The following is a 24,513-nucleotide window of genomic DNA, read 5'->3' as shown; positions in this document are numbered from 1 at the left end:
TCAGATCCGGACGGGCTGCCGTCTCGGCCCACCTCGACCGCATCGGGCCGTTGGGCGGACATTCCCCGGCCGTGTGGCCGCACCTGGGAGGGTGCGGCCACACGGGGGTCATCACCGGGACTGCGTTGGGCGTCCCGGGGCGACGCCCGGGTCGATCGACCCCAGGGAGCCTGGCAGGAGGTACTTCTTCTCCGGGACGGTGGTGCCGTCCACCCAGGCGGTGAAGAAGCCGGTGAGATCCTTGCCGGAGACCTTCCCGGCGAGCGCCTCGAACTGCCGCCAGGAGGCATTGCCGTAGCGGTGGTCACGCTGCCACCGCTTGAGGGTGCCGAAGAACGCATCGTCGCCGACCGTACGGCGCAAGGCGTGCAGCATCATGGACCCCTTGTCGTACAGAGCGACATCCAGCTCACGGCCCTGGCCGGGGTCGTACAGCTTGGTCTTCCAGAATTCAGGGTCGGCCTTGCTGCTCTCCAGCATGGAGACGTAGAACCCCTTGTCCAGATCGGATCCGTCCTTCTTCTCGTACCACAGCTGTACGGCGTATTGGGCGAAGCACTCGGCAGCGCAGCCGTCGCGCCAGTCGGAGAACGAGACGCTGTTGCCGAACCACTGGTGGGCGTTCTCATGGACCATGGAGGTGTCGAAGAACCCGCCCTGGTACGTCGGTCGGCTCTGCGTCTCCAGAGCGGGTATGGTCTCGGTGTCGTCGTCGCCCATGATGACGATCGCCCCGGCCGAGGAGAACGGGTACGGGCCGAACTTCGAGGCCAGGAAGTCGATGACCTCCGGCAGCAGCGCCTCGTTCTTGGGGTCTATGTCGGCCCCGGGGCTATAGGCGTTGATGACCGGGCTGCCGTCGGAGAGCTTCGAGTTGCGCACCGTGAACTTGTCTATGGCTATGGTGCTGAGGTACGTGTCCATCGGACGGTCCTCGTACCACCGGAACGTTTTGGTGCCCTGCTTGGTGGTGGTGGCGCCCGGCCGACCGTTGCCAATCACTGTCCAGCCGTCGGGGACTGTGGCCGTGAGCCGGAAGGACGCCTTGTCCGAGGGGTGGTCGTTGGCCGGGTACCAGGCCGTCGCGGAGTGCGGCTCACCCGACGCGTTCGCTCCGCCGTTTTTGAGCGTGTGCCAGCCCTTGCCGACCGTTTCGCCGGAGTATCTGACGCGTACCGCGAATTTCGCGTTCTTCGCGATCGGCTTTGCGGGGGTGACGACGAGTTCGTGCGCGCCCTCCCTGGAGACGGCGCGGGCGGGTGTGCCATCCACGGTGACGGCAGTGACCTGGAAGCCCTCCAGGTCGAGGTGCAACCGGTCGAGGTCCCCTGTCGCGACGGCCTGCACCGTGGTGTCGCCCTCCAGGTACCGGGGACGGGCCGGGTCGTAGTGCACATGGACGTCGTACTGCGAGACGTCGTAGCCGGAGTTGCCGTCGTCGGGGAAGTACGGGTCGCCGACTCCAGGTCCTCCGGGGACGGCGGAGGCAGGCACGGCGGTGAACACAATGCCGGCGGCCACAGCGGCGGCCACGGGGGTGATGCGATGGCGATGTTTCCAGTGGGGGGTCATACGACTGCTCCTTGGGGGTGTTCCGGCGCGCGGTATGGAGAGCCAGCGCCGGGGTTCAGCTGCGCGCAGCGAGCTGCCAGACCGTGCTGATGAACGCGTTGGTGCTGGTCGTCTCGGTTTCGGGGTCTATCTGCTCGATGCGGTCGCACGCCTCGTGAAGGCACTCGTTGATTTCCGTGGCGAAACCGCCCGTGGGGATGCCCACGTTGCCGAACGACTCATGGTCGCTGCCGCCGACGCCGATCTCCTCTGTGCGCAGTTTGCGGGCCGCGAAGTAGTCCTTGAACGCCTTGGCCGCCGCGGCGTTGTCGTCGACGACGTACCACACCTTGTTGTCCTTCGTGCCGGCCATGTCCACGTTCAGGTAGAGGTCGATCCGGGCGCGTTCGGCGGCGGGCAGGTCCCGCAGATAGGCTTCGGATCCCTTCAGTCCCTGCTCTTCAGCGCCCCACCAGGCGAAACGGAGATGGCGGTCGGGCTTGAGACCTGCCTTGGACACCTCAAGGGCGGTGGCGAGCAGCGCGGTGGAGCCGGAGCCGTTGTCGTTCATTCCCGGGCCCTCCTCCACGCTGTCGAGGTGCGCCCCGGCGAATAGGATGTGATCGGCGTCGCCGCCGGGCCAGTCTGCGATGAGGTTGTACCCCTCGGTGCCGTTGTACGTGAACTTGTGCAGGCTGGTCTGGAAACCGGCCTTGTCCAGTGCGGCTTTCACATAGGCGACCGAGTCGCGGTATCCGGGGGTGCCGTGGGCACGGTTGCCTCCGTTGCGGTCCGCGATCTGCTGCAGGGCGTGAAGGTGCGGCATGACCTGGCCCGCGCTGACGACGGGCGGGGTGCCGTCCGTACGGGATTCTGCCGCCGCGGCGGGTGCGACCACGAGGGCGGCGCACAGACTGAGGACCGCGGTCGCGCCGTGGAGGCGTGCCGACGTACGGCGCAGGAGCGTGCGGGGGGCGGCGGTTAGGGGACCGGGCATGCTGGTCGGGTTCAAGGGTGGTCTCTCCGGGGTGGATTGATGGCAGTGTGGTCTGCTCAACGGATGTTCTTGGTTGGTGAGTTGGTCGGCTCGTAGCCGGGTGAGGCGCCCACGGCACCGGCCGTGCTCGCACATCGATCGCGTCACGCCCGGCGGAGAGTGGCGCGCACGGGTCAGGATCGGGTCTGAGCACTGGGTGTCGCAGTAGTTGTGGCCCGCGCCGTGCACCTGGAAGTCGTAGCGGCCGCAGGTGTCCTTGCCGTCGGCGTGCGTGAAGTCGGGCGCGCTGCACTGCCTTCCGTTGAGGCGTCGCAGGTGCGGGTCAGGCGCACGGCTGCGGCCCGGGTGACGAACGTGGAGGTGTGGGTGGGGGTGTGGTCGCTGGGCAGGGCCTGGACGCCGCGGCACGGGGCCACTGGGTCGGTGCGGCGCAGGCACGGTCCAGATCCTCGGACCTGAGTGTGGTCCCGAGAAGCTCGCCCGGACAGGACCTAATAAGGAGACGCCACAGACGAGGGGCGGAACGCTGCATGTGCGTTGCATGGCGCCGACCATAACGAGCGGACGTAAGGAAATCGTCAGGGCATTCTCCGCATACGTGGCCGGGTGTCGTGGGCCGAGACATGTGAGCAACACTTAGGGCGTGTATCGAATGCGCTGGTCACAGCCACTCGTTGATGGCCGCGACGAGGACGGTCGCTTCGTAGCGGACGGCGAGTTTCTCGTAGCGGGTGGCCACAGCCCGGTGCCTCTTGAGGCGGTTACTGTAGGTGGACGGTCTGCGGATCGGCGGGGCCGCTCCAGGGCGATCATCCGCGGGACCCGGCACCGCGAAACCCTTCTCAGTCAAGGAGAATCGTCTGTCTCGGGGTGCCTGATGAGCCATTCTTGGAGTTCCCGGTGGCGGAACTGGTAGGCGATGCCGGAGATTCGTAGAAGTCCACCCGTGTAAGCCCAGTTCAGGAACCGGCCCAGGCGTAAGGGCAATATGCGGCGGCTCCGGGCGCAGCAGACGAAGACAAAATATCGTCGGCCCGCCCCCGTGAACATGTAGAGCCCGCCGACGAGTCCGCCGGCCAGACCGATCGTGAGCCCAGTCGGGAGACCGGTCACGAGGCCGGCCGCCAGGCCGGTTCCAAGGCCGGCCACGACGCCGTAGGCGAGACCAGCCGCCAGACCATAGGCGAGTGCTCCGGAGAGGCCGGCGGTGATCCCGCCAGCGATGCCGCCGACGATGCCGTACGTGAGCCCGGTAGCGATTCCCGCTATGAGTCCGGCTACAAGCCCGATCACGAGGTCCTCCTGAGCGAGCCTGCGTGGGTCAGCGAGAAAGAACTCTTCGTCCCCTTCGGAGGGATGCGGTTGTCGGCTGAGGCTCACTGCCAAGCCCGCTGCGAGGCCGTATGCCAGGCTCGTTCCAAGCCCGTAGGCGAGTCCGGCTGTGGGGGGTGACTGCGATCCCCCCGGCGATCCCTCCGACCAGGCCGACTGCGATGTTGCGGGCGAGTCGGCGTCTGCGCGCGTGGGTGCGTGGGCGGTGGAATCGCACCATCACCGGCGGGGCTACCTGGGCGGACATGGCTCGCAAGATGATTATTGCTGCCACCGTTGCGAACCCTGCCGCTCCAAGTAACCGGTGGAGGGAGGGTTCTATAGGGGTCTGCGCGAGAAGCAAGGCAGCAAAGACCAGGACGAACAGGGCGGCGAGGGCGGCGTCGGCGGCGCGGACGAGGCTGGCGCCGGCCAGTGGCCACAGTTGGTGTGGGACCAGGTCGGTACATGGTCCGGAGCTGGGGGTGGCGGATGGTGTGGTGGCAAGAGCGGCGAGCCAGCGATGGACCTGGGCAGAGCGGTAGCGGCCAGGCTGGATGGGATGTTGGTTGGTGGCAGAAGCGACATGCAGGGACAGGAGGTGGTCACGAACCTGGTCGGGAGTGGTGAAGGTGAGGAGATCCGCTGGGGAGCGCACGTAGGCATGGGTGTGGCGGTGCCGTTCCTCGTAGGCGGTGGCGGCCAGATTGAGGCGCCAGGGGACGGACAGGGCCAGTGCCAGAGGGTGGCGGGTGAGATGGTGCGGTTGCTGGAGCGTTTCGAGGACGGGGCGCCAGCGCGCCCGATTGGCACCGCGCGCCTCCAGGTAGCCGCTGGCCTGGTCGGCAGTAACGCTGTCGAGGGCGATATGCACGGCGCGGCGCATGCGGAAGTCCAGGGCTCCAAGCTGTGCGTATTCGGCGGTGCGACAGGTGAGGATCAACGGGGCGCTACCTGCAGCGTCCTGGTAGAAGTTGAGGGCTTGCAGGATGCGGGCGGCGCGGGGACGGCTGCCGGTGGACGTGTCGGTGTCCGCCTCGTCCAAGCACTGCGCACACTCCGACCGTCCTGGGTGATGGACTCGAACAGGAAGCAGCGCCGCCACGAGGTGCGATTGCCCGCTGGAGCGCCCCACGGCTGTCCCTGGCGTGACCGAACCCGTGGTCAGCCACAGGCTGACCACGGGTCGGGGTTGGGGTTTTCGTTTGCCCGGCAAGATCCAAACGAGAGGCCCTGGTGAACAATCCGAGTGGCACGCGGATGCTCATCCTCAGTGGCACTCGACACCTGGTCGACGAGCGGTGTGGAGAGGCCGGTGGTGGGTCAGCTGCGGTTCCATTTCTGGCTGGATTCGGCTGGGTTGGAGCAGGCCTGGAGGACGAGGGCCGGGGTGCGGCTATTGCCGGCGGCTCTGGTGTCCAGGCCCAGGCACAATCGGGACTGTACGCCTCGGATGGTCCCGTCGGGATTGAACGTCCATTGCTGGTTCGAAGCGCCGCACTCCATCATGGTGACGGGGCTGCCCCGCCCGGCGTTGCCGGAGGCACCCAGGCATTTGCCCGCGCTGGTGAGCTCGTTGCGCGAGGTGACGCTCCACGACTGGTTATAGGGGCGCTGGGTGGTGAAGCAGCGTTGGGTGACCGCGCTTTCCGGGTTCGATGTCCACTGCCCTGCGACGCTGTCCAGACACCCTCCAGAACCCTGATTCACCAGCATGAAGTCAGCCGGTCCGGAACTCTGATTCGGTGCGGGAGTCCGGTCTGGTACGGATCGATCTGTCGTGATGGGGCCGTATACCTCCAGTTCGTAGATGTTCGAGGTGTTGTTGTTCTTGGTGTCGGTGGGCTGGGCGATGGCCAGCTTGACGTAGCGCGCCGTCACGGGCGAGCTGAGCGAGTGGTGGGTGCGGCTGGCCTTTGAGCCGGACACCGTCTCGGCGGTGGTGAAGTCGGTGCCGTTGGTGCTCGTCTGGATCGTGAACGCTTTGGTGTTCAACGCGGTGCTTTCGGTGCCGAGTCCGGCGTGCTTGACCACGAACGACGACACCTCCTGGGGGGTGCCCAGGTCGACCTGGAGATAGCCGGGCGATGCGGTCGAGCACCACTTGCTGTTGAGGTCCCCGTCGACGGCCTTGGCCGGGCTCTGGCCCTCGCTGCAGGGCGCCGAGCCGCTGGCCGTCTTGCCCCGGGCCAGGTTCGGGCCGAGTTCCGCTGCGGCGGGTGGCTGGGGATTCTCGGCGGTGAAGCCGTCGTTGAACGAGGGTGGTACGTCGTCGGGAGCGGTTCCCCAGGTGCTCGGGGAGGCGCCCATGGTGAAGTCGAGCGTGCCTCCGTCGGCGATGTCCTGGTACCGGATGAAGTTGTGGCTTGTCTGGGCGCCCTTGACGGACAGGTGCTGGACGTACTTCCCGTCGCCGTTGCTCTTGATCTGGATGTCGCGGTTCTCCGGGCGCTGGATGAGCACCGAGGAGAACAGCGGGCCGTGCAGGGCGAGGGTGTCCGCGCCCGGGGTGGGCGGGTACATGCCCAGGGCCGCCCATACGTACCAGGCGGAGGTGGCACCCAGGTCGTCGTTGCCGGGCAGGCCTCCCGCACCGATGGTGAACTCATCCATGATCCGTCGCACCACAGCGCTCGTGCCTGCGGGTTGGGCGGCGAAATTGTACGCCCACGGCACGTGGTGCTCGGGCTCGTTGCCGATGTAGAAGTACGGATTGGAGATACCGGCGTTGAGCTTGGTGAAATGCTGGTCGAGCCGCTGGATCGCGGTCGCCCGACCGCCCATCAGGTCGAACAGGGAACGGTGGTTGAAGGGGACCATCCAGGTGTACTGCGAGGCGTTGCCCTCGGTGAAGCCGTTGTGGTCGGCCGGGTCGAGCGGCGAGACCCAGTCTCCCTCCTTGAAACGCGGCTGGATGTAGCCGGAGGCGGAGTTGAAAACCTTGGTCCACTTCTGCGCGCGCTGCAGGAGTGTGACGGAGTCTCCGTCCTTGAGCGCCTTGGCGAACTGGCCGATGGCGAAGTCCGACGCCGCGTATTCCAGCGATGTCGACGGCTGGCGGGGGATGAAGCCGTAGGACTCGTAGGGAACCGACTCGTCCCGGATCCTTCTGCCGGGGAACCAGGAGTAGGAATCCGGCGGATTCTCGGCGTCACTTCGCGGTTCCGCGTAGGACGCGCCTTTGGCGTTCTCCTTCATCAGCCGTAGCGCCTCGGCCGTGTCGAAGTCGCGAACGCCGAACGCGTAGGCGCTTGAGATCACGATCGGGCCGGGGTCACCGGGCATGGTGTACGTCTCGGTGTTCTGCTGCGACCACCGGGGCAGCAGGCCGCCCTGCTGTCCTCCGAGGACCATGGACTTGACGATGTCTTTCATGACGTCGGGTGCGATGAGCGAGGTAAGAGCGGCCCAGGAGCGGTAGATGTCCCATCCGGAGTAGTTCTGGTATACGGCTGCCATGCCACTGGGGACCGTGTGGACGCTGCCGTCGAAACCCATGTACCGGGCGCCCACATCCTTGCCGTTGGCGTCCTTGTACCCAAGGTCGCTGGCTGTGTTGGGGCTCTGCATCACGTGGTACAGCGCCGTGTAGAACTTCTTCAGGTCGGTGGCGGAGCCGCCGGTGGCCTGGACGTTGTTGAGCTTGGTGTTCCAGGCGACCAGGGCTGCCCGCTCCACCGTGTCGAAGGTGGATTGGTCGGGCTGCTCCTGGGCCAGGTTCTGCCGGGCACCGTCGACACTCACGAACGACAGTCCCATCTTCAGGGTGACCGGCCTCCCGCTGTGTGCGTCGAACGTGAGGTAGCCGCCGCTGTTGTTGCCTTCGCTCGTCAGCCGGCCACTGGTTGCGCGGCTGACCCTGCTGCCCTGCCAGGTGCCGAACTCGGTGGGCGCACGGTCGAACTTCATCACGAAGAAGATGCGGAAGGCGTTGGCTTTTTCACGTGTGGGTGTGCAGAAGTCGCCGCCCGTCGTCCATCCGGCCACCTCGTCGCCGCTGACGGTGGTGTGCGCGGCAAGGGGCGCACCGGTGGCGTTGCCGCTGGTGTTCAGCAGAACCCGCGCGGCGCTGGCTGAGGAGGGAAAGGTCAGCTTCGCTGCGCCGGTGCGCTGGGTGGCGCTGAGTTCCACCTTGGTGGAGTCGCCCAGGATCGTGCGGTAGTAGCCGGGGTGTGCGATCTCGTTGTACTTCTCCGCCTTGAACCTGCCCCAGTTCTCCCCCGGTGAGTTCGTACCGTCGAGGGACGCGGTGGTGGGCATGATCCCGAGGTTCTCGTTGTTGGCGCAGCCGGCGCCGTCGAAGTGGGTCATGCTGAACTGGTCGATCGCCTTGTCGCTCTTGCGGTACCCCGACGGCTTTGCCGTGGGGGTGTCCGGGCTGAACTGGACCATTCCGTACGGGTAGACCGCCCCCGGATACGTACTGCCGCCGGCGCCGTCAGGCACCGGGTCGGGCGAGGTACTGTCATCGGTGCCGATGAACGGGTCGACGTACTGGGTCAGGTTGAGCGGCTCCGCATGGGCCCGCCCGTTGAACATCGGCGAGATGACGAGACCCAACGTCGCGACACACAGCGCCAGGACGGGGAGAATCACGTGACGGCGCCGGGCATGCCGGCCTCCACGTCTTATGTGGGGTGGTTGACTGACTTGTGCCATGGTCATGGCAAATCCCTTCGGATGCCTTGCCGTTTGGAACGAGCGCGGCCTGGTGACTCCCCGTCGGCCGCCCACCCGTGCGAGAGACGGGACGGCTGGGTCGCGGTGCGCCGACGTGAGAATTCCCCCGCTTGCCTGCGATTTGAGATGGTCAGATCCGCTGGGAGAACCATCGGATCAACACGCCAGGTTGCGGAAGCGTCAAATTACCTGCTTCTGTGCCTGCTTCAGCTCGTCGATGCGGCTGCTCAGCGGCTGGGTGGAGCACAGTCCGTTCCAGCCGGTGATGGGGTGGTGCTGGCCGGGGACCTGTTCGCCGACCCCGGCTTCATGGCCCGAGGAGCGTTGGCGGAACAGCCTCAGCAGAACGGGCCCGGGTCAGCCCGCCGCGTCGTCGCCCGTCCGCCCCGGGTCATGAGGGAGAACATCGAGCAAAGCTGCGGGCCGCCACCCGTGCCCGGCAAGCCACGGACCAGGCGCGCCGACAACGCTGCGGGTCCATACAGTCGTCTGTCCTTCACCGAGAGTTATCAGCGTGACCCTCCCCGACCTGATCACGGGGCTGAACCGGTGGGTGCTGCGGGTCGTCGCGTACGCGGGTCCGATGGCGGACGAGTACACACCGTTCCGGCTGGACACGGGCGGTGCGGATCCCGCCGACCGGCCGTGATCAGGGGAGGTCCCGCTGGGCAGGAGGGCCGGTCGGCCCCATCCGAGGACTCTCGGCCCCTCCCGTCACGGAGGCCGGACCATGACGCTGGAGCTGTGGCCGCACGCGCGGTCCGGAGGAGGTCCGCACCATGAGCCGCCATGTGAGCGTCGGCCTGGACGGGTCGCCCGCGAGTTCGACCGCCGCCTCATGGGCTGCCCGGGAGCCCTTGCCGCACGAAGTACCCCTCATCCCTGTTCACGCGGAAGAGTGGCCCGCGACTGCGGCGGTCCCCATATCCGGCCAAGAGGCCCGGCGTCGATGGGCCGAGAAGGTCCTGGCCACCGACGCGGGTCTGGTGGTCGTCGGCCGGCGCCCACGCCGGGCTCCCCTGGGTGCGCACATCAGCTCCGTCGCCCACGCGGTGACGCACCACAGCGCCGTACCTGTCGCCGTCGTTCCCCATGACTGATCCCACCCGGCAGGAGGATCAAGTGCCCTCGCCACCGCTCGACTCGACCACCGTGACAGCCCTTGTCGAGGACGCCACGGCAGCCCCGTCCATGCACAACGCCCAGCCCTGGAAGTTCCGGTACCTCAGCGGCACCGGAAGCATGCAGTTGCGCGCCGATCCGGAGCGCACGATGGCCAGGTCGGACCCGACGCACCGCGCTGTCCATCTCGGCTGTGCCGCCGCGCTGTTCAATCTGCGGGTGGCCGCCGTGCACGCGGGCCGGGAACCGGTCACCACGCTGCTGCCCGACCCCGCCGATCCGTGGCTGCTGGCCGAGGTGAACCTCACCGAACCCGCAGACCTTGAGCACGATCTCGCCCTGCTCCACCCCGCTGTCCGCAAACGGCACACCAGCCGCCACCCCTTCACCGACGAGGAGATCCCGGACGACATCCTGGACGGACTGCGCGGCGCCGCCCTGCTCGAAGGCGCCCGGCTGCTCGTCCCCGACGAATGGCACGCGAAGTCCGTGCTGAGCCTGGTGCACGACGCCGAGGGCCGTGAAGCGCTCAGCCCCGAATTGCAGGAGGAGATGGCACGCTGGACCGACACGGGCGCCACGGGCGACGCTTCGCGGCGGGAGGGAATCCCCGCATATGCCTTCGGCCCCCGCCAGCACGATGTCACCGCTCCCATACGCGACTTCGCCGGCCGGCATCCCGTTCCCGGCCGCGGCTCCGCCGTCTTCGAGAAGCAGCCCCACCTCGCTCTGCTCGGTACGGCCGAGGACCGGCCGGAGGACTGGCTGCGCGCAGGTCAGGCCATGGAGCGAGTGCTGCTCCAGGCCACGCTGGACGGGCTGGTCACCTCCCTGACGTCGCAGGCCCTCGAATGGCCGGAACTGCGGTGGGCCCTACGCGACCCGAGGTCGGCGATGGGACACGTACAGATGGTGATCCGCCTCGGATACGGCCCCGTAGGTCCCGCGACCCCGCGCCGGTCGGTGAGCGATGTCCTCGACATCACGTGACCCGCACCGGCCCGGGTGGGCGCGCTCCAGGACGCGGTAGTGCGCCTGCGCCGATGGACAAGGCCAGTCTCCTCCTGGCGGTCAGGCAGCAAGGGCTACGCCCTGTCCGCAAGCGGGGGCTGATCGTCGGAGCCGCATACGAACCGGACAGCCCACGTGAGTGGATCAAGAAGTCTGGTTCGGGTACAGGTCATGGTGGATGACTCGTGCGACGCTCTCGATCGTATCCATGCCGTAGTCGCACCCCGCGTCCGGCGACTCGCCTTCCGGCACCCTGTTGTTCTCGGTGAGGATCACGAGGCCGTAGTCGTAGGAGTGGCCGGTGAACGCACTCATGCTGTGGACTTTCCAATCTCCTCGGTCCCAGGGATCCTTGAGATCCGTTTCGGAGCGCTGGAGCCATCCGTTCTTGACCTGGACGGCGGCGCCCGAGGGAGCCCCTGCGGGCGTTCCCCAGCGCTGATCCTCCTGCACATCTCGCATGAGTCGCAGGATGCAGCTGCGCTCTTCTGATGTAAGGACTGAGTTGTCCTCACCCGTGAGCAGCTCAAGCAGTTTGGCTTGGTCGCTCGCAGTGATCTGCGTCAGGCCCATGAACCCCGATTCATCCAGGGTGGTGTTCTTCATTCCGGCCTTGTCGAGGAAGCTCTGGATAGTCCTGGTCCCCAGGCTCTCCCACAGGGAGTACGCCGCGTCGTTGTCCGAGCTCACGATCATCTCCCTGGCCAGGTCCAGCTCGTTCTCGGACAGGTGGGTGCCTCTGGTCAGGAGCAGGGCCCCCAGGATGATCGGTTTGACTGTGCTCGCGGCGTCGTAGTGCACGTCCGCGCCGTACGCGCACGAGGTACGAGTGGTTCGGTCGTACAGCACCACCGAGGCCCGACTGGCGCGCTTTTCCAACGACTTCGCTATGTCGCGAGTGAGGGACTCTGCCAGCTGGAGGTTTTCGGACACACATTCAATCGGCCCGCCCTTGAATCGAAGAGATGCGTGTTCCGCTTTCCGCTCATCATGGGGGCCTAACGTCATCCAAGGAGTTGCCACGAGGAATAGGGAGAACGCAATGGCAACCACTCCTGAAGTCGCCACTGAAGTCACCTTGCCGAGTGACAATTCTTTCCCCTTCCGTATCCTCCGGATCACCGAGGTGGGCACCGCGGCAGGTCCGGGACGATGTGATTCGTAGCGAGGTCTGGTAGGTATCGGTTCGGATGCGGAGTCGTTCGGCGTCTGCGGTCCGACGCTACAAGCCTGTGATGGGCATTGCCTGTCGGGCCAGCCGATAGGCGTACCGTTCGGTTCCGCTGCGGCCGATTGGGTGAAATGTACGGAGCGGAGGTGTGACGCCTTCGGATCGGCACGCGACTCGAACACATATGACCACCAAGCCGTCCGCGCCACGACCGAGGGCGGGGCGGCACTTCGGACGCGCGGACCCGGACCGGCCGGAAGTCAACCGTAGAAACCCCCTCCCCATTGATGGAGTGGTGCATCGCCGCTTCGATGGCCCCTTGCCGAGCGGCGCTCTGCCACCGGCACCGCGAGCGAGGGGGGTTGGGAGACCGTGCGTCACCCGAGAAGAGTCAGAGGCCGCCGCAGAGGTGGCCGCAGAGCACAGCTGAGCGCACGATCGGGTGCGGCGGCGCTGTTCAGCGCCGCCGCACTCGTCGTCTCGACGGCTCCCGCCCACGCCGCCACGGCAGCAGCGCCACCGCCGAGCCCGGGGGAGGTCGTCCCCGGGCAGAGGACGCAGACACCGGCGCTGGTACAGGGCATCCGGGAGCAGGCCCCGGCCACGGGCAGCGCGGCGAGTGCGGCCCGCACCTACCTGGACGGCAGGCAGAGCAGGTACCGGATCACGGACGCGGAGCACAATCTGGTACCCGCCGGGACCACCGCCGAGGACGGCCGGGACGTCGTCCGGCTCCAGCAGAGGCACCGGGGCGTGCCTGTCCTGGGCGGCCAGTACGTCGTCCGTATGGACAAGAAGCGCGGCGAGCGTGTTGTCACCGGGACCTCGGGCAGGTACTTCACCGAGCTGCGCACCGGCACGACAGCCGAGATCGGCGAGACACTCGCCGTCGAGCGTGCCGTCGAAGCCGTCCTCGCCGAGCTCAGCACGAAACACTTCGCCGCGAAGCCGCCGCTCGACGGGGACGAGGGCGAGTCCCCCCTCAAGGGCACCGCCCACGGGCTCGTCGTCCTGCCCACCGGGACGGGCATCCTCACCCAGCACGTCACCGTGCACGGCACCGACCCGGCGCGGGGCGAACCCGTGCGGCGCGAGGTCTACATCGATGCCCACGCCGGATATCCGGTCCTCCAGTACAGCGGTATCAGGACGTTCGGCGCACCTCGCCCGGCAGCCGGGAAGCCTGCGGCGGGCATCGCCGAACAGCAGGGGCGGGCCGCCGAGAAGGGCACCGGCGTCAGGCTCGACGGCACGGCCGTCGCCCTCGACGTGGACCGCGACGAGAGCCGTGGCCTGTACGTGCTGCGTGATCGCTCCCGCATCCCCGGCGAAGACGGGGCCGGCAACGTGCTGTCCGTCTGGGATGCGCGCGGCAGGTGGGCCAGTGACGTGTCCGGGCAGTGGCCCGCGGACATCCGGGAGTTCGGCTCGCCGACCCCCGCGTTCGGCGCCGAAGCCACCGACTCGGGTGCCGTGGACGCGCACTGGGCCGCCGGGCAGGTCTACGACTACTTCAAGAGCAAGCACGGACGGAACAGTCTCGACGGCCACGGCATGACCATCAACTCTCTGGTGGGCATCACCAATTACGGGCAGCCGTACGTCAACGCCTTCTGGGACGGGCAGAAGATGGTGTACGGCAGCGGCGACGCCGAGTACCGTCCGCTCTCGGCGGGCATGGACGTCGTGGGCCACGAGATGACGCACGGCGTGATCGAGCACTCTGCGAACCTCGTCTACGCGGGCCAGTCCGGCGCCATGAACGAGGCCATCGCCGACTACTTCGGCAACGCCATCGAGGCGGACGTGTACGGCATTCCGGAGGCGGACCCGGACGGGGGTCTCATCGGTGAACGGCTCTGCCGGACGAAGACCCCCCGCGACTGTGCGCTGCGCGACCTCAACGACGGGCGGAACACGGCCAGGTCGTTCATCGGAGTCGGTTTCGCCCATGACAACGGCGGCGTCCACATCAACTCGACCATCTTCGGCGGCGCGCTGTGGGATGCCCGCGAAGACCTGGGCGCCGACGTCACCGACCGAATCGTCTACAGGGCCCTGACCCAGTACCTCACGCCGCTCGACGGCTTCACCGAGGGTCGGGCCGCCGTGCTCGCGGCCGCCAAGGATCTCAAGGTCGCGGCGGCCGGCCAGAAAGCACTGCGGCGCGCGTTCACCGCCCACGGCATCGTGCCCGGCTGGGAGCTGTCCCTCGGTGTGGACTCGGACCGTCTCCTGGACCGGGTCAATACACGCGGGACGAACCTGGGTGCGGGCGGCGGCTGGTGGGTGGCGTCCAAGTCCAACGAGAACGGCTCGGAGCCTTACTCGGTATGGGCAGGACGCGGCGACGGCAAAGGGCAGCCGAAGCTGATGAGTCCCAACGACGGCCGTTACCACGTCAATCCGGCGACCGACGGCAAGACGGTGGTGTGGCAGGCGTACGGCTCAGCCGGCGTCGACATCCTGGCCAGGCCGCTCGCGGGCGGTCCCGTGAAGAAACTGTGGGACGGCCGGAGCGCGGGCAGTTCGGTGGACGTCGACGGTGATGTCGTGGCCTTCGACTATCTGAACCACGGCGGACGGCGGGGGGTGGCCTATCTGAGCCTGAAGGACCCCGAGAACAGAGTTCAGATCGGCGGGGGTACCTACCACCGCGCGTACTCCCCTTCGGTGAGCCACGGCAAGGTCGCCTACCAGGAGATGCGGCGAGTGCGCGCCGAGTACGCGTGGACCACGCGCGTCGTCGACGTCACGACCGGCGAGAACAAGGAGATTCAGCGGGCCGCGGGCACCACGAGTCTCGGCCCGACGGCCATCAATGGAACACACCTCTTCTGGCTCCTCGACGAGGGTGTGGCCGAGGGCAGGACGGCCCTTCGCCGCGCCGCGCTCGATGGTTCCGGCGTGGTGGACCTCAGCCCGCAGACCGGGCCTGACGCGCTCAACGCCTACGACGTGACCGTCTCCGAAGCGATGGTGACCGTCGGCGCCTATATCCCCGACACCGAGATCCGCAACGAGTCGACCGCCAAGCTCTACCAGTTCGCTGCGGGGGGCTCGCCCGAGGATCCGCGCACCCGCATGAACCGGGTCTCCTGCAACCGCGGCGAACAGGCTTCGGCATCCGCGGTAGGGGGCAGCCAGGTGGTGTGGCTGGACGCGACGACCGGCACCACCAGCGTGGTGACCCGCACCCGGCCGACAGGCCGGTGCGGCTGACCTCACGGAGCAACGCGACAGGGGCCGGTGGCCCCGCCGGGTGTTATCCCGGCGGGGCCACCGGCCATGTGCCGGGAGCCGGCAGACCGTCCAGTGCTCCGATCTGGCCGACTGGGCGCACCACGGCTACTCGGTCGGCGCTGACTCGGCTTTCGGCCGTCCCGTCCTCGCCATCCAGCCGTGATGCCGACTCGGGAACCACTTACGCGGCGAGTTCCCGGCGCACGACACCGGATCAGCCGTTGAGCCGGCCCTGGTTGCCGGCTGTCAGAGGGTGCCGGCGAGTGCGATGGCACCGGGTGTCCCGGTGAAGCCCTCCAGGCGCACCGGGCCGGTGCCGCTCCAGGTCCGGTCGGTGTGCCGGACGGTGTGCAGGACACGCCGGTCGGCCGTCGTGACGGCCACCTGGAGCTCGCCGTCGACACCGGCCGTGGCGACCGAGGTCGCGGTGATGTCGCCGAGGACCCCGTCGAGGGCGGCGAAGCCGTCCCAGTGGCCGTCGGCCTTGCGGATGGAGTGGTACTGGCGGGCGCCGTTGTCGGTGGCGACGACCACGTGCGTGTCGCCTCCGGTACCGGCCATGGCGACCGAGGTCACGGGGCCGGTGGCGCCGGCGGCCTGGGAGACGTCCCCCCACGGGGTCCAGTGGCCGGTCGTGTTACGGAGGGTGTGGAAGGGCTTGCCGTCGCTCACGGCGATGACCTGGAGCTGTCCCCCGGCGCTTGCGGTGGCGACGGAGGTGACGGCGCCGATCGGGCCGGTGGCCGCGCCGACATCGCCGAACGGGGTCCAGTGGCCGGTGGCGTTGCGGACGGTGTGGTAGACCTTGCCGCCGGCGACGGCGACGACGTGCAGATCGGCACCGACGGAGACGGCGGAGACCCGGGTGACGCCGGTCAGCGTGCCGGCCACCGCGCCGATGTGCCCGAACGTGCCCCAGGTGCCGTCGGCCTTGCGGATGGTGTGGTGCAGGCGCCCGTCGGCCGCCAGTGCCACGACGTGCGTGTCGGAGTTGATGCCCGCGACCGCGGCGGCGCGCACACCGCCGATGTCCCCGGCCGCGGACTGGACGTCACCGAAGCCGGTCCAGCTGCCGTCGGCCAGCCGGATGCCCTGGTAGAGGCCGGTGCCGCTCTGTACGAGGGCCTCCGTCTTCCAGCCGGGCGCCTGGGCGCGGGTCCGCAGGATCCAGCTGCCGAGGCCGTCGGTCCGCGTGGCGACGGCGCCGGTGCGGGTCTCCGCCGGGTCGGTACCGAGGCAGCCGGCCTGCCAGGAGCGGCTGTTGAGCCCGACGAGCTCGCCGTCGGCGTTGAGCACGGGGCCGCCCGCGTCGCCCTTGCAGATCGCGGCGCCGGAGGTGCCCGTCATCGGGAGGGTGGTCGCTGTCGCGGCGCCGATGTCGAAGGTGCCGGTGTGGGCCCTGTCGGGCAGCCACTGGCTCGCCGTCCGGCCGAAGCCCGACGCGGTCACGGCGGTGCCCGTGCCGGGAGCGGCCTCGGCGATCTTGACCGGCGCCACACCGGCGACCGGCTGCGCCAGCTTCGCCAGCACCACGTCGCGGTCGTCACGCGGCGCGAGCTCGGTCAGTTCGAGTACCTTCGCGCCGAAGGCCGCGGTGGCCTTGGCCCGGGGCTTGCCGGCCGGGACCTGTTCCCCTGCCTTCTCGGCGAAGCAGCCCGCCGAGGTGAGCAGCCACTCGGCGGCGACGAGCACGCCGGAGCAGGCGCGCGCGGTGTCGCCCGTGCCGACGGTGATACGGGCGGTGTGGGCGAGCTTGCCGTCGGGAGCAGGCGTACCGACGACGGCCGTGGCCGACCCGGCGGCCAGGAGGCCGGCCGTGACGGTGGCCACGGCGGTGGTGGAGATCCGCGCGGAGCGGGGGCGGAACTGATACATGGGGCTTTCCTTCGACGGGGCGAACCGTACGGCGGGCGGGTACGGAGGGGGAAATGCGCGGTCCGGGGCAGTCGGCCGGAGCGGGTACCCGCCGCCGTCGGCAGCGGGTACCCGGTCCTGTGGGTCAGGCCTTCTTCCACAGGTTGTTGGGCCTGCCGTTGCACCACCACAGGCCGATGGGCGAGTCGCGCTCGGTCTTCTCGCCGCTGACGTTGAGACACAGCCCGTTGGCGGCGTCGGTGATCGTGCCGTCCGTGTTGACGTTCCACTTCTGCGCGTCCTCGCCGTTGCAGGGCCAGGAGATCAGCCTTGCCCCTGCCTTGGCGACGCCGCCGGACGGCGTCACGCACATGTCCGCGAAGACCCGCAGTTCCTTGGCCTCGGTGTAGGTGAACTGCTGGCTCGGTCCGCCCCAGTAGTCCCAGATCTGGACCGGCGCGTCCCACTGGGCGCCGGGCACGTCCAGCGCGCGGTTGGAGCCGGCACCGATCAGCGAGAACGTCGAGTCGACCGTCTTCTCGATCCACGGCTTGATGTCTTCGACGCGGGCACCGATCGCGCCGGTGCGGGTCTCGGTGGGGGCGGTGCCGAGGCAGCCACCCTGCCAGGAGCGGCCGACCACGCCCACGAGTTCGGCCGCGGCGCCGGAGCCCCGCAGCAGCGGGGCGCCCGTGTCGCCCTTGCAGATCGCGTCGGCCGGCGTGCCCTTGCCGTCGACGGCGACGGTGGTGTCCGCGATGTCGGTGACGCCGAACCGGCCGGTGTGCAGCTTGCCCGGCACCCACTCGGTCCTCGTACGGCCGAACCCGGCGGCCGTCACGGCCTCGTCGCGGGCGGGGGCGGTCGCGGCCAGTTTGACGGGAGCGATGCCGACCACGGGGCGCTCGAGGCGGGCGAGGACCAGGTCCCGGTCGCTGCGGGGCTGGAGGTCGATCACGGACAGGGCCTGGCCGTTGGAGAAGGTGGCGGTCGCCTTGAGGGCGGGCTTGCCGGCCGGGACCTGGGCGCCGGGGACGGTGGCGAAGCAGCTGGCTGTGGCGGCGAGCCACAGGTCGTCGATCAGCGTGGCGGTGCACGCCCGCGGGGCGTCCGCCCCGCCGATCGCGAGGCTCGCGGTGAAGGAGTACTGGCCGTCGGCGGCCGGGGTACCGACCATCGCCTCGGCCGTGCCGGCGGACATCAGCGAGGCGACGGTGACAGCGGTGAGCGACACACTTGCCCATGCACGCGCGCGGGTTTCGGACATGTTCTTCCTTAGTGCTTTGTGAGGTGGCTGAGGGGTGGAGAGAAGGCCGGGCACGCCGGCCGGTGCGCTGCGGGTGACCTGACGGGCCCACCGCGCGGAAAAACGCCGAGGAGGCCCGTCGCGGAGGGCGTCGGCGCGGCCGAGGGGGTGACCGCCGCGACGGGCCCGGGGAGCGGGTCAGGCACCCGAGGCGACCTTGCCGACGTTGGTCCAGCCGGTGGCTCCGGCCGCGTCGCCGCCGTTCCATCCGTAGACGGTGGCGCTGCTGTCGCTGCCGCCGCGCAGAACGTAGTCCGCGTGGGTGTCGGCGGTGAAGTCGACGAACTCGACCCGGTCGTGCTCGGTGGTCACGCCGGTCGCGATCTGCCCCATGGACTTCCAGCCGGTGTTCGGGACCACGTCGCCGCCGCGGTTGAGGAACAGGTCGATGCCACCGTTCGGCTTGATCAGGTGGTAGTCGGCCTTGCCGTCACCGTCGTTGTCGGCGAAGCGGACCCGGCTGCGGTCGGCGGTCGCGCCGGTCGCGACGCGGCCGATGCCCTGCCAACCGTTCGCCCCGGCAGGATCGCCACCGCGGTTCAGGTACACGTCGACGGCCCCGCTGTCGTTGAAGGCGAGGTAGTCGGTCTTGCCGTCGCCGTCCCAGTCCGCGAAGCGGACCTTGCTGTGGTCCGACGGGACACCGGTGGCCACCCGGCCGATGCCCTGCCAGCCCTTCGCCCCGGCAGGATCGCCACCGCGGTTGAGCCACACGTCGACCGACCCGCCGGGGTTGACGACCAGGTAGTCGAACCGGCCGTCACCGTCGAAGTCCGCCAGGCGCACCCGGCCACGGTCGGTGGTGGTGCCGGTGGCCACCCGGCCGATGCCCTGCCAGCCCTTCGCCCCGGCAGGATCGCCGCCGTGGTTGAGCCAGACCTTCACCTCGCCGTCGTCGGCGATCGTGACGTAGTCGGGCCGGCGGTCCCCGTCGAAGTCGGCCCAGCGCACCCGGTTGCTGCCGCCGGCCTCATGGGATGCGGCGGAGCGGCGCGGCTCGGTGGTCCTGGCGATCCAGTCGGCCAGGTCGTCGGTGCGGGAGGCGACCGCCCCGGTGCGCGTTTCGGCGGGGTCGGTGCCCAGGCAACCGCCCTGCCAGGAACGGGTGCTGACGCCGACGAGCTCGCCCGAGGCGTTGAGGACCGGGCCGCCGGTGTCCCCCTTGCAGAGCACGTCGGTGCCCTTGCCGGTGAACGAGAGCGTGGTGGCGTCCGCGGAGTCCGCGGTGAACGCACCGGTGTGCGCCTTGCCCGGCACCCACTGGGTACGGGTGCGGCCGAAACCGGCCGAGACCAGGGCGGCGCCGGCCGCGGGCGCGGCGCCCGCGCGCTTGACTGCCGCGATGTCCGTGACCGGGGTGGCGAGCCTCGCGAGCACCAGGTCGCGATCGGCGCGCGGGGCGAGTTCGGTGACCTCGACGGCGCGACCGTCCTCGAAGACGGCCGTCGCCTTGAGGGCGGGCTTGCCCGCCTGCACCTGGGCGTCCGGCGCCGTCGCGAAGCAGGCTGCGGCGGTGGCGAGCCAGTACGAGTCGATCAGCGTCGCCGTGCAGGCGCGGGTGAGGTCTCCCTCGCCGAGGCGCAGATTGACGACGGCGGAGTATCGGCCCGCCGGGGCCTCAGGGCCTTCGACCGCCTGGGCGGACCCGGCGGAGAAGAGTCCGGACGCGACCGTGGCGGCTGCGAGCACCAGGGAGTTGACACGCGCGGAGCGCGTGCTGAAAGCAGACATGAATGGTCCTTCGCGAGACGCGTCCGCTGCCTACTTGGTGGTGGTGAGCGCCACGAGAGCGTGGTCGCGCTTCTGGGGGTCGGTGGTCTTGCCGACGCCCACCCACTCGTTCTTCGGCACGTCGAACGAGACCTCGGAGTTCTCGACGGTCATGTCGACGTGGACCTTGTAGTCGAACGAGCGGACCGCGTAGACCCGAGGGAGCTCCAGGACCAGGGAACCGTCGCCGGTGACGCGGAAGCAGAACGGCTTGTTCGGCTCCGTGTGGCTGTAGACCTCGATGCGGTCCGGGTCGGCGATGGTGTTGCACGCCGCGTACATGATGTGTCCGTCACCGCTCTTCAGCTTGATGCCGCGCGCCTTGAGCGCGGCGTCTGCCTCCGACTGCGGGTACTGGAAGTCCTCCACGATGAACGGCGGCAGGTCGGCCGCGGCTGCCTGCACGGTGGCACTGCCGGAACGGGCGTTGACGGCCACGGCGGCGCCGCCCGTCGCGATGACTCCGGCCAGAGAAGCGGCAAGGATTACGGCAGGGGAAAGCTTCACAAGCTTCTTCTTTCAACTGTTTGCGACGGAGAGACAGGCGAAATGCCTGCCGGACGGCCGCCCGGCAGGCACCAGGATCCCCGTCGTTTCCCCCTAGTTGCCCCAGCCAGCCACGCCTGTCGCACTGCTGTGGTCCGGGACGGCGTTGGCATTTCTACCAGCCGACTTCCGGAATATCCGAATCCACCCATTGTGATGTGGCTAACAGGGATCAAATCGGCTCGATTCCGGGGACACCAGAATATCTGACTATGCATCACATCACCTGCCACACAACGTAGTTGACAACCGAAGCCGCACATATGTCGATGCGTCAGGCGAGGTGAGGGCGGTTCCTGACGGCTATCGGCACCAGCGGGGAGATGCGAACATGACGGCTCATCAATCGCGATGAACGGGGCCGGAGACCAAACGGCTGTCCGTGTTTGCATATTTGGGGGAAGACGAAGTGTTGGGAAGCGACAAACGCTTTCGAGCAAGGCCGTCGCGAGGCGGGATAATCGCCCGCGCATCGGTCGCGGGGGCGTTGTCCCTCGCAATGGGAACAGGCCTGCTGGGTACGGCGGAGGCCTTCGCGGCACCGGCCGCAGCGCGCGCCGAAGCACTCCCGCCGAACAAGCGGGCCCAGTTGCTCGAACTGTGGTGCACAGGTGGGGACGAGACCAGGGAAGCCGCCGGAAAGGTCCTGACGGCCGATGACGCCGCCGTGAGCGACTTCCTGTCGAACAAGGCGCCCGACCTCGTCCAGGTGGACAATCAGGTCAAGGCCCTGCAACTGATGAACGAGAGCGGTCCCTCGGTCCGCAAGGGACTCAGCGAGGCCCTCAGCGGGACACCGGCGCAGCTCGCCGCCTACCTCGCCTCGGGCTGGCACGACGCGCTGCTCGAGGACGAGCGGATGGCCGTCCTTCAGACGATGAACCAGGCGGGCGACTCCGTGCGCGCCGCCGGCACGAAGGCGATCGACCAGGGCTCGGCCGATGCGCTGATGAACTACCTCGCCAGGGAGCTGCCCGCAGCCCGCGAGGAAGACGAGCGCATGGAGATCCTGCAGATCTCCACCTCCGCGGGGCCGGCGCTCAAGAAGGCAGCCCAGGAGGCACTGAGCGGCTCCGCAGCCGCCATGCACGAGTTCCTGACAGAGGGCCAGTACGTCGCACGGGCCCGCGACCAGGAGACGCTGACGGTCACGCAGCTGGCCGACCTCGCCACCAAGGCAGGAGAGACCGCCAAGGCAGAGACCGACGCGGCCAAGGCGGCAGCGGCCCAGGCGGAGCAGGCCGCAGCCAAGGCGAAGGCGGCTGCGGAGGAGGCGAGGAAGGAGACGGCGGCAGCCAAGGAATCCTCGGAAGAGGCTGCCCTGAAGGCCCGTGCGGCGGCGAAGGCCGCCAGCGGCGCCGCCACGGCGGCCCGCACGGCCATCCGCGCCTCCAACACGGCCATTTCGGCGGCCCGTACCGCGGCGAGCGCAGCCGCGTCCGCCGCCTCGGCCGCCGCGGCGGCCGGCAACGCGGCCGCCCGGGCGTACGACTCCGCGACCGCCGCGTCCAGGGACGCGGGCAACGCAAAGGCCGCCAGCCAGGCATCCCAGCAGGCACGCGACGCTGCGCAGGGCGCAGAGAACGCGGCCGCCGCCGCCATGCAGGCCGTCAACGCCCTGGCGGGCGCAACCTCTGCCGCCCAGTCGGCGGCAAGCGCCGGCCGGCACGCGGCCGATGCCGCCACGGCGGCAGCCCAGGCCAGCGCCCAGAAGGGCCTCGCGGCCGAAGACGCACAGCGCGCGTCCGCCGCCGCCGCCCAGGCGCGCAGCGCCGCCGCGACCGCTACCAACGCCGCGAACGCGGCCGAGGGCCTGGCCGCCACCGCGGCCACCGCGGCCCGCGGTGCGCACAAGGCGGCGCTGGAGGCGGCCACTCACGCGCGGGCCGCGGCGAAGGCCGCGGACGAGGCGGTGGCCCAGGCCGGCAAGGCCGTCGACTACGCCAACGCCTCCGGCCGGCACGCCGCGGCGGCCGTCGCGGCGGCCAAGAACGCCTCGGATGCCGTGGACAAGGCCAGGGAGGTCTTCAACACCGCTCGCGCGACCGAGAAGGCTCAGCTGGAGGCACAGAAGGGCGAGTTCGCCCGCGCCGCCGCCGAGGCGAAGAAGCAGGAGCAGGAGCAGGCCGTCAAGGCCGCCGACAACCGGGTCGAGGGCGCCCGCCGCGACGCGGAGACCACAAAGATCCTCGCGGACGCCGTCGCTCCGGGTGTCACCCCGCAGACCGCGGTGACGAAGGGCCGGACGGCCGCGCTGCGGCTCGTGACCACCGGAGGCCCCTGGACGCGTGCGGCCGCCGAGGCCGCACTCACGGGCACCGACGTCGAGGTCCATGCCTGGCTCAAGACGCTGCGCAAGCGCTCCGAGGAGCAGGACGACTGGGCCCGGGTCAGCAGCCTCGCCGACAGCGGATCCGTCGCGCCGCTGCGCACCGCGGCAGCCACCGCCCTGAAGGGCTCCTACGCAGACGTCACCGCCTTCCTCAAGACCGGTCAGCACGACGCTCAGCTGGAGGAGTACCGGGTCAAGGTCCTGCAGATCTCCGCCACCGGCGGCCCGCAGGTCAAGAAGGCGGCCACGGCTGCCATCGACGCCCGGACGACCGAAGCGCTGCGCGCCTTCCTGGAAACCGGCTGGTACGCGGCTCGTGAGGAGGACGACCGGGAAACCGCGCTGCAGCTCAAGCAGAACGGCGGCGAACAGGTCAGGGCGGCGGCCTTCGTCGCGCTTGAAGGCCCGGCACGCATGCTGCACGAGTTCGTGACCGTCGGCCGCTACCGTGCGGCCAAGCTCGACCAGGACGCCACGGCCCATGCGGCGAGCATCGATGCCTTGATCGCCGGGGCGGCCCGGACGGCCGCAATCGCCCACCAGAACGCCCAGCAGGCGGTGGAGGCCGCCGCCAACGCCAAGGCCTCGGCCGACGAAGCGGTCAAGGCGGCGCAGGAGGCGCAGAAGTCGAAGGCGGAGGCCGCGACGTACGCCACTGCCGCGCAGGCGTCCGCCGAAGCGGCGGACAAGTCCGCCAAGCAGGCGGCCGAGTCGGCCAAGCTCGCGCGCAGCGCAGCGCAGCAGGCACAGAGCGCAGCCAGGCAGGCCGACGCTTCTGCGGCATCGGCCCGCTACTCGGCCTCGAAGGCGGCCGCCTACGCGGCCGACGCCCAGCAGTCGTCCGCGTCCGCCCGGGCCTCGGCGTACGCCGCCAGCCAGGACGCCGTCGTGGCCGCCAACGCGGCCGTCGAGGCTGTGGGCATCGCCCTGAAGAAGTTCCTGGACCAGTACCGCAGCCCCGCCGCGGACATCTCCGTCAAGAACGGGGAGGGGAAGGACGCACCGGAGTCGGACCAGAACAAACATCCCGCGTACAACTCGGCTTCCTGGTGGGAGTACATCACCATCCGTGAGCAGCTGGGAGTGATGGCCGCTGGCCATCTCGCCACATGCTTCAAGGGTCCGTTCGCCTGCGAGCTGTACGGCCACTGGACCACGCGTCCCGACAGCCCCTACAACCTCACGGCCGGCCAGATGGCGCGCCTCACCGGTGAGAAGATCTGGGCGAAGAAACGCAGCGACCTGATGGACGGCTACCTCAAGGAGGCCGCGAAGAGCTGCCCCGCCGGCGCGGGCACCACCTGCCGCGTCAATGTCGACAGCAGGTGGCTCACGGGCGAGTTCAGCGAGGACGACGGCGACCTGAACTTCGCGCTGCGCGGCTTCCAGTACCGCCAGAGCGGCACCCTCGCCCTGACGCGTCAGGCCGACGGCCGACTCCGCGCCACGGGCGAAACGCGGATCGATGTCTTCAAGGACTACAACTTCGACTACGGCGAGGAGAAGTGGGGCGTCGATCTCGGGACGTTCGCCGAGCTGCACCGGTTCGGCCTGGCCCGGGACTACGTCGTCCAGGGCAGCAGCACCATCAAAATCGATGAGACCGTGGGCTGAGGGAA

At 69.2% G+C, this 24,513-nt stretch carries 16 protein-coding genes; 5 read left to right on the top strand and 11 right to left on the bottom strand.

What is annotated here, in order from left to right; genetic code table 11:
- Positions 1 to 111: 111 nt before the first annotated feature.
- The 6 genes from OG293_RS35565 to OG293_RS35540 form a co-directional block, all read right to left on the bottom strand.
- Positions 112 to 1,572, bottom strand: coding sequence for a M1 family metallopeptidase (locus OG293_RS35565; RefSeq protein WP_406002868.1), 1,461 nt, complete (start codon positions 1,570 to 1,572; stop codon positions 112 to 114).
- Positions 1,573 to 1,627: 55 nt separating this feature from the next.
- Positions 1,628 to 2,548, bottom strand: a complete 921-nt coding sequence (locus OG293_RS35560; RefSeq protein ID WP_406002867.1) for a M28 family peptidase — start codon at positions 2,546 to 2,548, stop codon at positions 1,628 to 1,630.
- Positions 2,549 to 3,209: 661 nt separating this feature from the next.
- Complete coding sequence (locus OG293_RS35555) at positions 3,210 to 3,398, bottom strand: hypothetical protein (RefSeq protein WP_406002866.1); 189 nt, start codon at positions 3,396 to 3,398, stop codon at positions 3,210 to 3,212.
- Complete coding sequence (locus tag OG293_RS35550) at positions 3,395 to 3,841, bottom strand: hypothetical protein (protein WP_406002865.1); 447 nt, start codon at positions 3,839 to 3,841, stop codon at positions 3,395 to 3,397. Before OG293_RS35550 ends, OG293_RS35555 begins: the two co-directional genes overlap by 4 nt.
- Before the next feature lie 28 nt (positions 3,842 to 3,869).
- Complete coding sequence (locus tag OG293_RS35545) at positions 3,870 to 4,904, bottom strand: hypothetical protein (RefSeq protein WP_406002864.1); 1,035 nt, start codon at positions 4,902 to 4,904, stop codon at positions 3,870 to 3,872.
- Positions 4,905 to 5,182: 278 nt separating this feature from the next.
- Positions 5,183 to 8,455: a GH92 family glycosyl hydrolase gene (locus OG293_RS35540; RefSeq protein ID WP_406002863.1), complete on the bottom strand. Its 3,273-nt coding sequence runs from the start codon at positions 8,453 to 8,455 to the stop codon at positions 5,183 to 5,185.
- A gap of 598 nt (positions 8,456 to 9,053) precedes the next feature.
- Here OG293_RS35540 and OG293_RS35535 point away from each other — a divergent pair.
- The 3 genes from OG293_RS35535 (at position 9,054) to OG293_RS35525 (ending at position 10,651) form a co-directional block, all read left to right on the top strand.
- A complete protein-coding gene (locus OG293_RS35535) occupies positions 9,054 to 9,188 on the top strand; it encodes a hypothetical protein (RefSeq protein ID WP_406002862.1) in 135 nt (44 codons plus the stop codon).
- 130 nt (positions 9,189 to 9,318) lie between these two features.
- A complete protein-coding gene (locus OG293_RS35530; RefSeq protein WP_406002861.1) occupies positions 9,319 to 9,639 on the top strand; it encodes a universal stress protein in 321 nt (106 codons plus the stop codon).
- Positions 9,632 to 10,651, top strand: coding sequence for an Acg family FMN-binding oxidoreductase (locus OG293_RS35525; protein ID WP_406002860.1), 1,020 nt, complete (start codon positions 9,632 to 9,634; stop codon positions 10,649 to 10,651). The genes OG293_RS35530 and OG293_RS35525 overlap by 8 nt, the downstream gene beginning before the upstream one ends.
- A gap of 165 nt (positions 10,652 to 10,816) precedes the next feature.
- Here the strand turns inward: OG293_RS35525 and OG293_RS35520 are convergent, their stop codons facing one another.
- Positions 10,817 to 11,473 carry a serine hydrolase gene (locus OG293_RS35520; RefSeq protein WP_406002859.1) on the bottom strand — a complete coding sequence of 219 codons (657 nt, stop codon included), beginning with the start codon at positions 11,471 to 11,473 and terminating at the stop codon, positions 10,817 to 10,819.
- 742 nt (positions 11,474 to 12,215) lie between these two features.
- Here OG293_RS35520 and OG293_RS35515 point away from each other — a divergent pair.
- Positions 12,216 to 15,065: a M4 family metallopeptidase gene (locus tag OG293_RS35515; RefSeq protein WP_406002858.1), complete on the top strand. Its 2,850-nt coding sequence runs from the start codon at positions 12,216 to 12,218 to the stop codon at positions 15,063 to 15,065.
- 267 nt (positions 15,066 to 15,332) lie between these two features.
- Here the strand turns inward: OG293_RS35515 and OG293_RS35510 are convergent, their stop codons facing one another.
- From OG293_RS35510 to OG293_RS35495, 4 genes are all read right to left on the bottom strand, one after another.
- On the bottom strand, positions 15,333 to 16,961 hold the full coding sequence (locus tag OG293_RS35510; protein ID WP_406002857.1) for a trypsin-like serine protease: 1,629 nt from the start codon (positions 16,959 to 16,961) through the stop codon (positions 15,333 to 15,335).
- 124 nt (positions 16,962 to 17,085) lie between these two features.
- A complete protein-coding gene (locus OG293_RS35505; RefSeq protein WP_406002856.1) occupies positions 17,086 to 18,207 on the bottom strand; it encodes a ricin-type beta-trefoil lectin domain protein in 1,122 nt (373 codons plus the stop codon).
- Between the two features lie 177 nt (positions 18,208 to 18,384).
- Positions 18,385 to 19,977: an FG-GAP-like repeat-containing protein gene (locus tag OG293_RS35500; RefSeq protein ID WP_406002855.1), complete on the bottom strand. Its 1,593-nt coding sequence runs from the start codon at positions 19,975 to 19,977 to the stop codon at positions 18,385 to 18,387.
- Positions 19,978 to 20,007: 30 nt separating this feature from the next.
- On the bottom strand, positions 20,008 to 20,523 hold the full coding sequence (locus OG293_RS35495) for a hypothetical protein (RefSeq protein ID WP_406002854.1): 516 nt from the start codon (positions 20,521 to 20,523) through the stop codon (positions 20,008 to 20,010).
- Between the two features lie 538 nt (positions 20,524 to 21,061).
- On the opposite strand from OG293_RS35495, the gene OG293_RS35490 reads away from it, so the two are divergent.
- The gene (locus OG293_RS35490) at positions 21,062 to 24,508 is read left to right on the top strand and encodes a hypothetical protein (protein WP_406002853.1); all 3,447 of its coding nucleotides are present in this window, start codon (positions 21,062 to 21,064) and stop codon (positions 24,506 to 24,508) included.
- Positions 24,509 to 24,513: the final 5 nt, after the last annotated feature.

It is taken from the genome of Streptomyces sp. NBC_00829, assembly GCF_045161795.1.
In the GTDB taxonomy this organism is placed as follows: Bacteria; Actinomycetota; Actinomycetes; order Streptomycetales; family Streptomycetaceae; genus Streptomyces.
This window is presented reverse-complemented; position numbering and strand designations above follow the sequence as displayed.